This window comes from Vibrio celticus, from assembly GCF_024347335.1.
Taxonomy (GTDB): domain Bacteria; phylum Pseudomonadota; class Gammaproteobacteria; order Enterobacterales; family Vibrionaceae; genus Vibrio; species Vibrio celticus.
Genome location: NZ_AP025464.1, coordinates 1,087,784 through 1,102,899, shown reverse-complemented (window position 1 = coordinate 1,102,899; position 15,116 = coordinate 1,087,784). Strand labels below are relative to the sequence as shown.

At 43.5% G+C, this 15,116-nt stretch carries 13 protein-coding genes; 6 read left to right on the top strand and 7 right to left on the bottom strand.

Annotated features, from left to right (window positions below):
* Window positions 1-4: 4 nt before the first annotated feature.
* Window positions 5-274, bottom strand: a complete 270-nt coding sequence (locus OCV19_RS20890) for a PTS sugar transporter subunit IIB (RefSeq protein WP_017064872.1) — start codon at window positions 272-274, stop codon at window positions 5-7.
* 284 nt (window positions 275-558) lie between these two features.
* Complete coding sequence (locus OCV19_RS20885) at window positions 559-1,035, bottom strand: hypothetical protein (protein WP_048613010.1); 477 nt, start codon at window positions 1,033-1,035, stop codon at window positions 559-561.
* Between the two features lie 613 nt (window positions 1,036-1,648).
* On the opposite strand from OCV19_RS20885, the gene OCV19_RS20880 reads away from it, so the two are divergent.
* From OCV19_RS20880 to OCV19_RS20870, 3 genes are all read left to right on the top strand, one after another.
* Window positions 1,649-2,857: a NupC/NupG family nucleoside CNT transporter gene (locus tag OCV19_RS20880; protein WP_017060598.1), complete on the top strand. Its 1,209-nt coding sequence runs from the start codon at window positions 1,649-1,651 to the stop codon at window positions 2,855-2,857.
* Between the two features lie 302 nt (window positions 2,858-3,159).
* On the top strand, window positions 3,160-3,429 hold the full coding sequence (locus tag OCV19_RS20875; protein ID WP_065675828.1) for a hypothetical protein: 270 nt from the start codon (window positions 3,160-3,162) through the stop codon (window positions 3,427-3,429).
* Window positions 3,430-3,474: 45 nt separating this feature from the next.
* Entirely contained in the window at window positions 3,475-4,086 is a 612-nt protein-coding gene (locus OCV19_RS20870; protein ID WP_065675829.1) for a class I SAM-dependent methyltransferase, read from the top strand.
* Window positions 4,087-4,204: 118 nt separating this feature from the next.
* Here the strand turns inward: OCV19_RS20870 and OCV19_RS20865 are convergent, their stop codons facing one another.
* Window positions 4,205-5,353 carry a DUF3541 domain-containing protein gene (locus OCV19_RS20865; RefSeq protein WP_065675830.1) on the bottom strand — a complete coding sequence of 383 codons (1,149 nt, stop codon included), beginning with the start codon at window positions 5,351-5,353 and terminating at the stop codon, window positions 4,205-4,207.
* Between the two features lie 283 nt (window positions 5,354-5,636).
* On the opposite strand from OCV19_RS20865, the gene OCV19_RS20860 reads away from it, so the two are divergent.
* Window positions 5,637-6,992 carry a diguanylate cyclase gene (locus OCV19_RS20860; protein WP_065675831.1) on the top strand — a complete coding sequence of 452 codons (1,356 nt, stop codon included), beginning with the start codon at window positions 5,637-5,639 and terminating at the stop codon, window positions 6,990-6,992.
* Between the two features lie 163 nt (window positions 6,993-7,155).
* A complete protein-coding gene (locus tag OCV19_RS20855) occupies window positions 7,156-8,796 on the top strand; it encodes a DEAD/DEAH box helicase (protein WP_065675832.1) in 1,641 nt (546 codons plus the stop codon).
* Window positions 8,797-9,363: 567 nt separating this feature from the next.
* Here OCV19_RS20855 and OCV19_RS20850 read toward each other — a convergent pair.
* A complete protein-coding gene (locus OCV19_RS20850) occupies window positions 9,364-10,893 on the bottom strand; it encodes a DUF3612 domain-containing protein (protein WP_083994278.1) in 1,530 nt (509 codons plus the stop codon).
* Between the two features lie 169 nt (window positions 10,894-11,062).
* Between OCV19_RS20850 and OCV19_RS20845 the strand changes: the two genes are divergently transcribed.
* On the top strand, window positions 11,063-11,659 hold the full coding sequence (locus OCV19_RS20845; RefSeq protein WP_065675834.1) for an aldolase/citrate lyase/malate synthase family protein: 597 nt from the start codon (window positions 11,063-11,065) through the stop codon (window positions 11,657-11,659).
* 127 nt (window positions 11,660-11,786) lie between these two features.
* On the opposite strand, the gene OCV19_RS20840 is transcribed toward OCV19_RS20845, so the two are convergent.
* The 3 genes from OCV19_RS20840 to OCV19_RS20830 form a co-directional block, all read right to left on the bottom strand.
* Complete coding sequence (locus tag OCV19_RS20840) at window positions 11,787-12,803, bottom strand: GGDEF domain-containing protein (RefSeq protein ID WP_065675835.1); 1,017 nt, start codon at window positions 12,801-12,803, stop codon at window positions 11,787-11,789.
* A 458-nt stretch (window positions 12,804-13,261) separates the two neighbouring features.
* Window positions 13,262-13,474, bottom strand: coding sequence for a transcription antiterminator/RNA stability regulator CspE (gene cspE, locus OCV19_RS20835; RefSeq protein ID WP_004740083.1), 213 nt, complete (start codon window positions 13,472-13,474; stop codon window positions 13,262-13,264).
* A gap of 358 nt (window positions 13,475-13,832) precedes the next feature.
* Complete coding sequence (locus OCV19_RS20830) at window positions 13,833-15,110, bottom strand: cytosine deaminase (protein ID WP_065675836.1); 1,278 nt, start codon at window positions 15,108-15,110, stop codon at window positions 13,833-13,835.
* Window positions 15,111-15,116: the final 6 nt, after the last annotated feature.

Here is a 15,116-nt window from a genome sequence, read left to right as displayed (position 1 = left end):
GACCTTACATGAAAGTTTTTAGTTGTTCTTCAATTGATGCTTTATCAAAAATATTTTTAAGGCTGATGATGTTCTCTTTACCAGCGTCTTTTAGTTGGTTTGCAACGTCGGTTGCTGCAACCCAAATATCCGCATTGCTTGATGCTGCAGATGATAGATCTTCGTGATCAACTTCTGCTTCGAAACCGATTTTTTTAGCGACTTCTTTTACTGCCATTTCCATCATTAGAGAAGTACCAAGGCCGTTACCGCAAACTACAAGAATCTTTTTCATAATATTTGTCTCAATTGGATTTTAGGGGTTGAGAAACTTCGTTCTCTTATTGTGTGAGAGCATAGTAATGGAAATATTCAGATTTCAATAAGATCTCCATCACAAAGCTAAAATGAGATTGTGACGGAGATCTCGTTAATTTGTAGTAAAGATCCAGAGTGAGACTTTGATCAAATTTAACTTTTCACTCGAATATGCAACGTATTTTATTGAGAAAGGCGGGCTTAATTAATTTTTATATCAGAATATAAATCTATAGAGGCTTTATTGTAGAAAATAGAGAATTAATCGTATCGACCGTAGTCAGTAAGCATTTTCTTAAGCATGCTATTAACGTCTTTGGTCTTTTTATTTCTTTTAGTCAGTTGGCTAAGAGAGGTTGGTTTTGGTGAGGCAATATTTTCACTGTCGACTTCTTCAGTTTTATCTTTCATTTTCTGTACGGCAGGCAATAACATTCTAATTTCTTCGTTATTGGCATTGGTCAGTACGACAATATTTTCAGATTCAACTTGGGTTATGGTTAATATCCCGTGTTTAACCGATTCAACCTTTTCACCAATCATAATTGATTCAGGCGCAACAGAGCGATCGGTGAGTTGACCTGTACGTAATTTCGCCGCACTAATAGCGCGGATATTTCCGGTATTTTCAAACGCGACAATAACAGTATAGGTATTATAATATTCAACTACTGTCACATAGCCGTGTCTATTTGTTTTGAATCTAGCTCCATTGTTCATGTCGTGCGGAGCTTCCATTTTCTTCACGTGTTTCCTCTCTTAGTCTCGATGGCTGTTATATCTAATCAGCTCTATTGGTATTTTATAGATAATTATTTGGTGAGATCACACAAAGTATATACGCATCTAAACTTAAGATGAATATTGAAGTCTCGGGAAATGAGGCAGAGCACAGAAAAGTAGTAAGAATCACACAGAATTAACCGAGTGATTACGCTCACACACTTAAAGACTTAACATTACAAATTCAACTCCCTACAGATTGTTTACAGTTTTGAAGCACGAAAATGACGACAAACAATACATTTTGCTTAATCCTTGACCGCGCGATCGTTTGCGTCAAAAAATGTGATGAAAGTCTCACTTAACTGTTTATACTTCTCTTCCGGTTTTAAGCCGGTGCTTAGCCAATACAAGCCGTCACATGGATATGTGAATGACCCCACGGACCGGACCAGCTACGTTCCACTGCTTGTATAAGGTGATTTTTTACATGAACAACTCGTTGTTACATTCGCTAACCCTGTTAGCTCCTTCATCGCGTAGCGTTTTGCTTGCGGTTCTTTGTCCTGTTCCTTTGATGTCATTTGCTTGGCTCATGTTCACTCTTTAAGGATTACTAGGACACATTATGAATATTCTATTTGGTTTTGTCGGTGTTCTTGCACTGATTGCTTGCGCGTACCTGCTATCTGAAAGTCGTTCTTCAATTAACTGGAAAACGGTCTCTCGTGCACTATTACTTCAAATCGGATTTGCAGCCTTAGTATTGTATTTCCCATGGGGACAATTGGCGCTAACAAGCCTAAGTAATGGTGTTTCTAGCCTGCTTGGTTTTGCAGACGTTGGTATCGCATTCCTTTTCGGTGACCTTGCTACTGAAGGCTTCATTTTCGCGGTTCGCGTGCTTCCAATCATTATCTTCTTCAGTGCTTTGATTTCTGCGCTTTATTACTTAGGCGTCATGCAAAAAGTGATTCAAATCTTGGGCGGAGCGGTGCAAAAACTGCTGGGTACAAGTAAAGCTGAATCTCTGGTTGCTACAGGTAATATCTTCCTTTCTCAGGGTGAGTCTCCTCTTCTAATTCGTCCCTTTTTAAAGTCTATGACTCGTTCGGAACTGTTTGCTGTAATGGCAGGTGGTATGGCGTCGGTAGCGGGTAGTGTACTTGGTGGTTATGCTGGCCTTGGTGTTGAGCTTAAATACCTTATCGCTGCAAGCTTTATGGCGGCTCCGGGCAGTCTGTTAATGGCGAAGATCATCGTTCCTGAGCGCAGCACACCAAGTGATTACGACCATATCGAACTAGATAAAGCTGACCAAAGCAACGTGATTGATGCATTGGCAAGCGGCGCGATGAACGGTATGAAGGTTGCGGTAGCGGTTGGTACTATGTTGGTTGCCTTCGTGAGTGTGATTGCGATGGTCAACACTGGCCTAGAAAGCCTAGGTGAAACGTTCGGTTTTGCGGGTATTACGCTGCAAGCTATCTTCGGTTACCTGTTCTCGCCTCTTGCATGGCTAATCGGTATCCCAAGTGATGAAGTATTGATGGCAGGTTCTTACATCGGTCAGAAGATCGTTATGAACGAGTTTGTTGCTTTCATCGACTTCGTTGAGAACAAAGCGCTACTATCTGAACACAGCCAAGTAATCGTGACTTTTGCTCTGTGTGGCTTTGCTAACATTGGTTCTATCGCGATTCAGTTAGGTTCAATCGGTGTTATGGCACCAGAGCGCCGTGCTGAAGTTGCAAACTTAGGTTTGAAGGCTGTAGCTGCTGGTACGCTAGCAAACCTAATGAGTGCATGCTTAGCGGGTATTTTCATCCTGCTTTAAGCTAGATTCAGTTAAAGCGGACACTTTGCTTACGGAGTTAACGTAAGAAGGGTGTCCGCTTTTTTGTGCCTGCTAATCAAGCGAACTTAGGTTTTCGTTGTCGAGTGCCATTTGCCTGTCGTGACTAAAAGCTCACTCGGAAGAGTAATAGAGCCAGTTCCTTTTATCCGATATACTTGAATATCATCAGGTTGCGATTAATAACATTCTGTTTCGATTGAGAATATTCGGTTTCGACTAAGCATATCCGCTTTCGACTAAAAACAATGGCAACCAAGCTCAAATTAATCAAGGGTCTCTCCATGAACATTCGCGTTCTCATCGGTCTTATTGTTACCTTCATTGGCTTGTTTGCGACGGTTTACCTAATTGCCGGCGGCGCTCAGTTTCCTATCTACCAGTGGCCAAAAGAGGCTTATCTCGGTTTGGTGTTCAGTGTCGTGTGGGGGGCTGGTGTCGCAGCGTCTGTAGCGTATTTCTTCTCGGCATTGGTGTTTGTCACTGTCGCCGTGGTTTGCTATGCGATCGGTTATAAAATCGGTGGGCTCTTTTCTTCAAGTTCTAAAGCTTAATCTTATCAAGGTGTGCTGATGTTCATTGAAGTAGGGCTGATTTGAATGCACTGGCTCGATCGTTGGAAGGTGTATCGCTATCATCGAAAACAGACTAACCGCTCGAATGGCGACAAGGCTAAAGCTTTAGGTTGGACTAGTGAAGAGAGTCAATTGTGTCGCTTTGAAGTGATCGCTCGTGCGGCGGACTTCGAAAAGAAGCGTGTTTTAGATTTGGGTTGTGGCTATGGCGAGTTGTTTGAACTACTCGACAGCATCTATCGTATTCAATCTTACACCGGCGTTGACCAACATGCAGGCTTTCTAAAAAAGGCTAGGCAGAACTACACAGAAGATCGTTGTCAGTTTTTGTCGGGTGACATGAGTAAAATGAGCCTTGAGGTGCACGACATTGTTATCGCTAGTGGTTCACTGAACTACATCTCTCGTGATCCTGACTATCTGACAAACATGATTACTCGTATGTTTGAGTTGGCGAATCAGACGGTGATTTTTAATCTTCTCAATTCAAGCCAATATCCTTCACGTAATACCTTGATGAGTTATCACCCTCAAGGTGTCTATCGTTTCTGTAAAACGCTCTGCGATGATGTCTCTTTAATAGAGGGCTACGCAGAAGGGGATTTCACGATAGTGATGAACAAAGTCTGCCCCTGAACTTAAACCTAAGACTAAGCTTGAGTGAAGTGATTGTTTGGTAAGAGTTAAAAAGCCGCAGACCTTGAAAGGTATGCGGCTTTTTGGGTTCTATGACCAACCTAGGCTAGGTATGCTGCTAGTTCTTCGGTGGTTGGTTTTTAATAAGTCCGTAAGGGATGTTAGTAAATACCTTAGGGTTGCCTTCATAGGTCGGCGCTTCATTCACTTGCTGCCAATCGAGTAGCATGATTGCTAGCACATTGCGGTGTTCACCGTACTCAAGATCAAAATCACCAGTGATAGAAGGGATCATGCCTTGTTTCTCATCGATAGAAGCTTGAATCGCGAGTCGAGTTTTCTCTAGAACTGGGTCATCTTCTAAACCTGCCAGCAAGAAGGTCAATCCAACCTCAGCAATCACATCTTCTTTCGCACGCAACAGAATCGTATCGATGTTTTCTCTGAAGTAATCGTAGATCCATTGATGATCTTGCTCGCTCACTTGATGCTGATAGTACTCGGAATCGCCAAAGATGACGTGTGTCATGCCGTAGAGTTTGTTGCCAAATTGCTGACTTGAAAGCTTCTTATCTTCATCGTCTGGGTACGCTTTTTTGAAGGTTTCGACAAACTCATCAACGACATCTTGTTCACCCAGTTGGCGCAGCCAGTAGACTTGATTGGCGAGTTGAGCCGCCCACGCTTTCACCATGTCTTCATTGGTCACGTATCGTGAGAAGTCATAGCGACGAATGATTTCGCGCAGCTTGGCATCGTTCTTGTGTTCTAAACCGTATTCATTAGCACGAGCCATAGAGCCTAGAAGGTCAACACCAAGGTAAAGGTATTCAGGCATGTGTTTGGTGATGTTGTAGCGTCGAACACTGCGCTCATCATTATCACCAATGTAAGATGCAACGCGCTTCTCTGAGTAGAGTACGATTTGTTCCATGGTTTGAACGTCATTCGACAGGGTGCTGAGCTTGCTTGCCACTCGTGCCATGTCACTCCACACCGCAGCCGAATACTTATCGTCTAATGTTTGGCGATACATGCGCAGCCCGTAGTGACCTTCTTTGAATGCAGGCAGAGTGTAAAGCTGGCTTTCGTAGGTGGTGCGAATGAGGTCTGCAGATTGTTTGAAAGATTGTTCATGAGAGTTGAGAGAATCTGCTTGGGTTTGAATACTCGGTACATTTGTCGCCAGAGCGTTCTCTTGTGCGTGAACAGCGACCGTAACTGAGGCCGATAGTAATGTGCACAGTGTAATCGTTTTTAGCTTCATGTCGTGAGGTACCAAGCTGATTAATAGTCTATGTAAAATAACATCGATGAATCCTTTAATGTAAGGTTTGAGTCAATACAATGTAAGCTTTATAAGGTTCACTAACCCTTTTTGATTAAACCATTCGTTTGGTAAAGAATTTTGAAGTGATGGATCACTCAATATTTGATAGATAGTCGACGTTAGTATGGATTTTTAATGACTTAGCGGCATACTGGAGCAATAAGCCAGAAATGAGCCGTTATAAGGCAGTATATAGAACAATAGTGTTAGAGGTTCGTAAATGCCAAGTGGTTCTAGCAAGCAGTGGTCTGCCAGAGTAGTAGCTTTTCTTTTTTTCCTTGCGATAGTAAGCGCAATTGAGTTCTTTCATGCCAAGCAATTAACTTTTCTTAAAAACGAATCGTATTCACAGGCAAAAAAGCAACTATCCATTATTCGTTCTCGGATTGAAGCCGCGATCGTGTCAGATATGTATATCCTCAATAATTTCTCGACCTTAGTGACCATCAACCCCGATGGTGAGGTGAAAAATTGGGATAAGATTGCTGAGAATATCATTCAAGATGGCTTCCATATTCGACTTATCGGACTCGCCAAAGACGACATTCTAAATTTTGTTTACCCGCTGGAAGGTAATGAGCAGATTCTCGGTATTAATTATCGTGATCACCCAAATCAATGGGAGTCGGTTGAGATAGCCCGTAATCTTGGCAACACCTTTATTGCTGGTCCCTTTGAGTTGTTTCAAGGTGGGCAAGCCCTCATTACGCGTACTCCGATCTTCCGAGATCCGCCTTTTAATCAAGATTATTGGGGTGTCTCCAGTGCTGTTATCGGTTTAGATGAGCTGTTTGAAGATGTTGGAATCGGCAAGATCGAGAAAAAGTATGAATTAGCAATTCGTGGTGCAAACAGTTCAGGGAAAGATGGCGCTGTCTTTTATGGTACTCAGGATGTGTTTGATAATGCGTTTGCCAATGAACAGGTGAGTTTTCCATACGGGGGTTGGTACCTTGCTCTCTCCGGTAACGAACATGTATTGATGGATGAGCCTTGGTATCGCATCCAAGCGGTAAGGCTGGTGGGCTACTCCATAATATTAGTGCTGGCGTTTGCTTTCTTTACTATTTATCGCCTTTACCGCATTGCAGATAGCCGCTCTATGCATGATGAGTTAACGATGTTACCGAATCGTCGATACTTCATGTATAGCCTCAAGCAAGCCTTCAAAACCACTCAAAAACAGAGAGCGAGAACCTTTGCTGTTGTAAATATCGACCTCGATGGGTTTAAAGCAATCAACGACACTTATGGTCACGCGGCAGGCGATCAGGTATTGATCGAGTGTGCTAACCGCATAAGAAGTGAGCTGCGTGTTTCAGATATCGTCGCAAGGATAGGCGGTGATGAGTTCTTGGTCTTGTTGCCACGCATCATCGATGATCAACACGTATCTTCAATCGTGACTAAACTACGAAAGGCGATATGCTCGGCGCCAGTTGTGTACGAAGCGCACTCTATTTATCTCAGAATCAGTGTGGGTTGGGTTATTCACAATAGTAACTACAATGATGTCGATGCGCTCTTGAAAGCCGCTGATGAAAAAATGTACGAACAGAAGCGACAAGTTATCTAGGTTGAATTTTAGCTGCGATTAGAATTTAGTTGCTGAATGGGGGGAAAAGCCTCAGAATACCGCGCTTTGCTCCGTATCAATGTATTTGATGAGCAAAAGCTGAAGCAACGCACTTTTTAACGTGTTGCTCATACTAAATGTTATTCAACTGAGAAAATAATCTATGAGTTTTACCTCCCTTGGCCTTTCTGAACCGATCCTTAAAGCTATTGAAGCACAAGGTTACGATAAGCCATCACCAATACAAGAGAAAGCCGTGCCAGCTGTCCTAACGGGCAAAGATGTTATGGCCGCTGCTCAAACAGGTACAGGTAAAACTGCAGGCTTCACGCTACCTATTCTTGAAATGTTATCGAAAGGTACTCGCGTACGTCAGAACCAAGTTCGTGCGCTCGTGCTAACGCCAACTCGTGAGCTTGCTGCGCAAGTGAATGGCAGCGTAGTGAAGTACGGTATTAACTTACCGCTGACTTCAACGGTAGTGTTCGGTGGTGTGAAGATTAACCCTCAGATGCAAAAACTGCGTAAAGGCAGTGACGTGTTGGTGGCAACACCGGGTCGTCTACTTGACCTATACAACCAAAATGCAGTGCGTTTTGACCAACTAGAAATCCTCGTGCTAGATGAAGCGGACCGCATGCTAGACATGGGTTTCATCCGTGACATTCGTAAGATCTTAGCTTTCTTGCCTAAGAAGCGTCAGAACCTACTGTTCTCAGCGACGTTCTCTGATGATATCCGCAGCTTAGCGAAAGGCTTAGTGAACAATCCTGTTGAGATTTCAGTAAGCCCTGCAAACTCAACGGCAAAAACGGTTGAGCAAAGCATCTACCCAGTAGACAAAAAGAAAAAGAGCGCAATGCTAGCGAAGCTAATCAAAGATAACGATTGGCGACAAGTGTTGGTGTTCAGCAAGACGAAACACGGTGCGAACAAGCTTGCTCGCTTCCTTGAAGAGCAAGACATCACTGCTGCACCTATTCATGGTAACAAGAGCCAAGGTGCACGTACTAAAGCCTTAGAGAACTTCAAAACAGGTAAGGTACGAGTACTTGTTGCAACTGATATTGCTGCTCGTGGTATCGATATCCCGCAACTGCCTCAAGTAGTTAACTTTGATCTTCCTCATGTATCAGAAGACTATGTACACCGTATCGGTCGTACTGGCCGTGCTGGTGAAGTAGGTAAAGCGATTTCATTGGTTTGTGCGGATGAAGTGGGTGAATTGTTCGGTATTGAACGCCTGATTCAACAAGTGCTAGAGCGTCGTGAACTGGAAGGTTTCTCTCCAGTAAACAAGTTGCCTGAGTCTCGCTTGGATTCACGTCCAATCAAGCCTAAGAAACCGAAGAAAGCAAAACAGCCACGTGAACATGCCGATGGTCAACGCTCTGGTGATAACGCTCGCGGGCACAAGCCAGCAGGTAAGAATAAGCGTCATGTAGCTGGTAATGGTTCGGCTCCAAAGCGTAAGTCAACATCTGGAAAGAAACCGGCTGAAAACAATTCAGCTGCGACAGGTGAAGATAAGTCAGTAAGAAACAACGGCAGCAACTTTAAGCGCGGTAGTGCGGGCAATAAACCTGCTGCAAATAACGCGGGTGCTCAGAACACTCTAAGCAAACCAAGCAGTGCGGGTAAATCTAACGGTACTGGTAAGCCAAATAACGCGGGTAAACCTGCAGGCAAGCCTAAGAAGTCTGGTTACGGCGGTAGCTACGGCCCAAGCAAGTCGTCAAATAAGCCGACAGGCAACAAACCTTCACCGTCGAGAAGCCGCTCTAAGCCAGCTCCTCAGAAGTAATCTTTTCTGAGATATTGAAAGAGCAACGAACAGGAGTCGCTTTATAAAAAGGCGTCTCGTGGGTTAAGCTCTTTCTGTCATAGAAATCGAATAAGCGCGAATATTGAATTTCAATGTTCGCGTTTTTTTATGGGCGTTGTTTAGGGCGTTGTGTATGTTGAGTAGCCGTTTATGTTGAGTTACCTAGGGAGAGGTTTATTGCTGTTTAAAGTGATTGAATCTAAGGGAAATATGGCATTTTTGGGAAGGGTAATGAATCTTTAATGATTTATTAATAACAACATAATCACTAGCGTTTTTGTTGAATTTCGCAATTTGCAATTCCAGTTTGCAAAACAAACAAGGATATTCGGCCAATACGTGTCCAGATGCGTAGTAAATACGTGTTTGAAAAGTTGGCACGTATGCTGCATTAGTAATGGTGACCCTTCTTAAGCCGAGGGTCACCTAGCCAACTGACGTTGTTAGTGAACCTTTTTTGTTCACACAAAATATATGACCAATCACCCTTATTGTGATTGGTTTTTTTTGCCTGAATTTTAGGTTCTATTTTTTGTTATTACTTTTTTACTCACCACACTTTGAGTAACAGCTTGGTTGGCGTGGGCATTCTCCACCTCTGGAGCAGATAAGCCTCGCCTCTGTCTCAATCCCACGTTCAATCCAATTTATATTTAGAATCTTGGCTATTGTCGTGAGATCTTTCTTGATGTTACGCGGAATTACCACAGAGCCACCATTGTTAACGCATGACGCTTTAAGCTGCTCTGCTATGTCTCTTGAATTACCGCCTTGAGCATCAATCGCAGGGTTGAGATCTATACCAGCACACAACACACGATTGTTACCCGCAGGATCCGTCATATTGATGGATTCACAGCAGTAGATCCTTGGCTCATCACCCACGTTCAAAATGGAGATTTGAGCCGAGCTTCCCGCTCGAGGTTCTGATAATCGACGGAACACAGCCCAATGTTGACATGGGTCAGCGACCGTTCTCATATTTCCCCAAGGTAGTGGGATCCCGTTCCCGCGATATACCGCCTTGAGTTTCCCCGGCCCATAAGCATCAAAGTAGTGCCAGTGAGGGTAGGGCGATACTACAGTCATTCGACGCATCGCAACAGAGGGGGAAACCCCTGCTCTTTTGTGAACGTCGATTTCGTAACCAGTGCGGTCGAGTAGCTGTCTAAACGGGACTTTCGGGCACAGAAGTGCGCCAGCAAAGAAGCTGGATTCAAAGTCTCGCCATGCTTGAAGAATGTCTTGGGAGTTGAGCTGTGAAGAGCCTGATATCTGGTTGTCATCCCATGTGTTGTTATTACCGACCGACAACACACTCTTTAGGCCTTCTTTGCTGTGCAGAATGCAATGGCCGATATAAACCGAAAGGTCGTATTTCAGACGGGTTGGGTACTCTTTAAGAATCTCGTTTAAGAAGATAGTACCGGGAGGCTCAAAGAAGGAGGTCACTAACTGCTTAGCGTTAATTCCGAGCTCATCGACGACGTCTTGCGGCGTGCGCGTCACCCAGCGGATGTTGATTCCTAGGCTTCTAGCGATGTCTATCAGGTCTTCTACGCTGAGGTTAAGACGTTTTAAGCCGACTTCCTCCGCAGCGCGCTCAAGGTCAGGGAAGTGGTTCTGGTTGCTCTCTTGGTGTGCTCGAATCAAGAGGTGCGCAAACTGGCGGCCTGAAATGCCCGTTTGTGACAGCATCTCAGGAATCGCAATTTGCAGGATGTCGTTTGAGAATAGGAAGCTCGGCTCGAGCGCCATGCCACTTATCCCACCACGATTCCCTTTATCAGGAGCAATGGCTTGCTGTTCAGATTCGTCGTCGAGGAACCACGTCGGGTTCTTCTGAAAGACCTGTGCAATCACTTCCAGCATATCGATGCTCGGAACCCGCTTTCCACGTTCAATCATTGAAAGGTAAGAAACGGAAGGGGCACATTCTGGGTCGATTCTAATACAACGCGCAGACAGGTCTTCCATCGTTAAATGGTTACGTTTTCTTAGGTTACGTATCTTCGTACCTAGGAAATGTGACTGACGAACTAAACTTTTTGACAAGGCCATATTTGTAAAATTCACATTGTAAAATTTTTGTTGTGAAATTGTATGTAAAAAAGCGCTAATCTACAAACTAAGCAATTCACAAAATGACAAATAAATTAAACGTTAGTTTGGAATAATTGCTCTAGGACACATTTTTGCTGTAGAAATCGGTGGTTATCACCGGACTGGTCAAGAGGGAAAGACTATGAATATGCTTACATTCGATAAAACAGAAATCCAAAAACAATCAAAGCCATTTATCGCTGAAGCTGTCTTTGCCGTGGAGACAATCAGTGCTAATCAGCAAACTGAAAAGCAAGTGAAAGCAAAGCAGCTGCTTGATCGACTATTCCCACTAGAGAATGGCTCACATCAAGACGTAACCAGCTACGTAGTCGATTACCGTCATATTATGGCTTACTTTAAAGATGGTCAGCACAGCGGTTTGAAGTACCCTAAGCAGTTTGTAGCTTATATGGGTGAGAAGAACGACCCAGACTCTATCTTGTTCCGAGATGGCAGTGGCAGTCACCTAGAGGTGATGTTTGGTTGCCATAAAGGGACGGGTTGTATTGAGCTAGTAGAAATTGATGATATTCAGCTGGAATCATGCACCACGTTTGGCCAATCGCCAATGGAAGCAACAACCACAATGCGTGAAGAGACCATTGCAGCGATGCGCCACTGGATCAGTTTGATTCAAGGTGACGCAAAGGGTAAACCAAAGGCATGCAGTGAAGATAAAGAGTTCAGAGCAAAGAGTGGTGAAGACTACTGCCTGAATTATTGCTTCCAGATCTAACGGTGAAACCTAGGTAGCTAAATCAATTTACACAGCTAAAGAAAAAGCCCCGAAGATAATGTCTTTGGGGCTTTCTAGTTTAAATACGAGCCAACTAATATGTCGATAAGAGCATTGTTGGTGTGTCTTACAAAGGCATGACTCGGTTACGGCCAAGTGATTTCGCTTCGTAGAGTAGCTTATCAGCACGCTCGATCAGCGATTGAGCTGATTCGCCGGGTTCAAGTTCAGCGACACCAAACGATGCAGTGATACTGCCGACTTGTTCACCACTGCGGCGATCTTTAATCGACAGCTTTTCTAAAGAGCGACGATTGGTATCAGCGAGTTGACGAGCAATACGCAAAGATTTGTTTGGCACAATTAGCGCGAACTCTTCACCACCAAATCGATAAGCAGAAATACCTTCACGGCAACTTAACTTCAGCTTACGAGCGATCCCTTTAAGAACCATATCGCCAAACAAGTGGCCATAGGTGTCGTTGAAGTTTTTAAAGTGGTCAATATCGAGAAGAATCAGACACAAAGATTGTTGTGCTTCACACAAGGTTTCTATGTCACGGTCGAAAGAGCGACGGTTATAGAGTGTGGTTGTACTATCGAAAAGCGCATCTTTCTGAACTTCTACTAACTGGGTTTTTAGCTTGGTGATCTCTGAAGTTGCAGAGTTCAGCTGAGAGTTCAAAAACTGAGTAGAATGACGAATATGACGAGATTCAGACACCAACTGTCGAACCAAGGACATGACTTCATCAATAGATAAGCTTTCATTATCAACACGAGCCAAGTCCTCGAAGCTTTTATCGATCATGTCAGAAAAAGCGGAGGTGTCGGTCAGGGTGTCATTCATTGAATTGGAAACTTCAGAAACTAACAGTTCCAAATTAGCGCGAAGGTCATTGATGCTGGTTTCGGATTTGCAAGCAACATAATTGTTGTATAGCTGCTCACCCACGGCAGGAGGACAAATACCATAGTGTTCTAAAACACCATCCATGTCTTGAGTCAGCTGGGGAATAGCGTTATCAACATAGGTGTACCAAAGTGCGTAATTTGCAGGTGTCGTTGACACCCTGTTCTTCATCATAAGAGGCACCGCTTTTTTTAGATTTGCGGTGGATTTCTGAAATTCGTCTTTGTTCATTATTTTTACTGCAGATACCAAAACAACTAAGCCACTTGCGAACAAGGTTAGCGGATTTCGAACGTCTTTGCTTTAAAAATTATATGATTAGTGGATGAGGGTTGGATAAATAACTCATTTTTATTATGAATATCGATTGCGTATTCATAAGTGTAATCTAATGGATTGTTCTTTAACCATATTTGGGCTTATCAAACTTTCGACATAGAGTGGGTTCGTATCAAAACATTGCTGAGAAATGACTGTTGTTGTCTAGGGGAAGCGCATACAAAAAGTGAAGTGATTTGGTCGTCGAGCTTTAACTGAGAGGTTAGATTGAGGAGGCTTGCTTGATGATTTGCATTTGTTCAGAGTTAACGGGGGAAGCTTGTATCGAGAGGGGAAATGTTTATGAGCAGCCATAAAAAAGCGCCGATAAAAATCAGCGCTTTAAAATTCTTTTTAGCTATAAGAGCTAATTATTGAGCAACAACGTTTGCTGCTTGTAGGCCTTTTTGACCGTTTTCAACTTCGAAAGAAACCTTTTGGCCTTCTTTCAGAGTTTTGAAGCCTTCAGAAACGATTGCACGGAAGTGTACGAATACGTCAGCGCCGCCGTTGTCTTGAGAAATGAAGCCGAAACCTTTCTCTTCGTTAAACCATTTTACAGTGCCAGTATTTGTGTTAGACATAATTTGTCCCTTATTCATAAATTTTCTAAGTTGTTGATTGCATTTAATGCAATGCGCTGATAATTGAATTATTTAATATTGCTAAGAAATAAGGAAAAACTACTTACAAAAACGGGTAACGATTTTACATGTCAATTTTTTACTATTCATCTAACTTAAATAACTCCGGCTAACAGAGCGAGAGCATGTTAACACAGTCTTTTGAGATGTACACGCATTGCTTTAGAAATTTGTGCTTTTTTTGTCATACCGTGCGAATGTACAAGATTTACACTGATTTAGTGATAGTTTTGTCGCTTCGTCCAACACAACAAAAGGAAGCATCTCAGCTTCCTTTTGATCATTAGTATAGACGATATTAACGCTTAAAGTTGATATCTTCAGTTTGATCTAAATTTATTTTTGTTTTCGCTGGTTGAGTCTCTGCAATCACCTTACCGTGGCGTATTGAGTACTGCACTGGTACTTGGCGGCGCACTGCATCAAAGCCATTGTCAGCAGGAAGAATCAGCAAGCTACCTGGCTTACCTTCTTCGATGCCGAAGTTGTCTTGGATGTTCAATGTGCGAGCAGAGTTCTTGCTGATTAAATCAAGTGAGTTGTTGATTTGGTCGTAGCCCATAACCTGTGTCACATGCAGTCCCATGTGCAGAACTTGAAGCATGTTCGCTGTGCCCAGTGGGTACCATGGGTCAAACACATCATCGTGGCCAAAACAAACGTTGATGTTTGCTGCTAGCATCTCTTTAACGCGCGTTACACCGCGGCGTTTCGGGTAATCGTCGAAACGGCCCTGCAAGTGAATGTTCACTAACGGGTTTGCCACGAAGTTGATACCAGACATCTTCAATAGACGGAATAGGCGAGATGCGTAAGCACCGTTGTAAGAGCCCATCGCAGTCGTGTGGCTAGCGGTTACTTTCTTGCCCATATCAAACTTATGAGCAAGAGCTGCTAATGTTTCCACAAAGCGAGACTGTTCGTCGTCGATTTCATCACAGTGAACGTCGATCAGACAGTCGTACTTGCGTGCAAGCTCAAACACATAATGCAGAGATTCAACGCCGTATTCACGAGTGAATTCGAAGTGAGGGATAGCACCGATAACGTCAGCGCCGATCTTCACTGCTTCTTCAAGCAACTCTTTGCCGTTAGGGTATGAAAGGATGCCTTCTTGAGGGAATGCAACGATCTGGATGTCGACCCACTCTTTCATCTCTTCACGAACTTCAACCATCGCTCTTAACGCAACGAGTGTTGGGTCAGACACATCAACGTGTGTACGAACGTGTTGAACACCGTTAGCTATCTGCCATTTCAGTGTTTGCTTGGCACGAGACTTTACGTCTTCGATTGATAGCAGTTCTTTACGCTCAGCCCAACGCTCAATACCTTCAAACAAAGTGCCAGAGATGTTCCAGTTAGGCTCACCAGCAGTTTGAGTAGTATCTAGGTGGATGTGCGGTTCACAGAAAGGAGTAACTGCAATGCCACCTTCAGCATCAAGGATGTCGCCTTGATGATTGATTTGCGCGTCATTATCGAGAATGCGAGAAAATTGACCATTTTCAATCAGAATCTGTTTCAAGCCCTCTTGGTCTTGAAATTTCGCGTTCTTGATTAATAAGGTTGTCATAGTGTG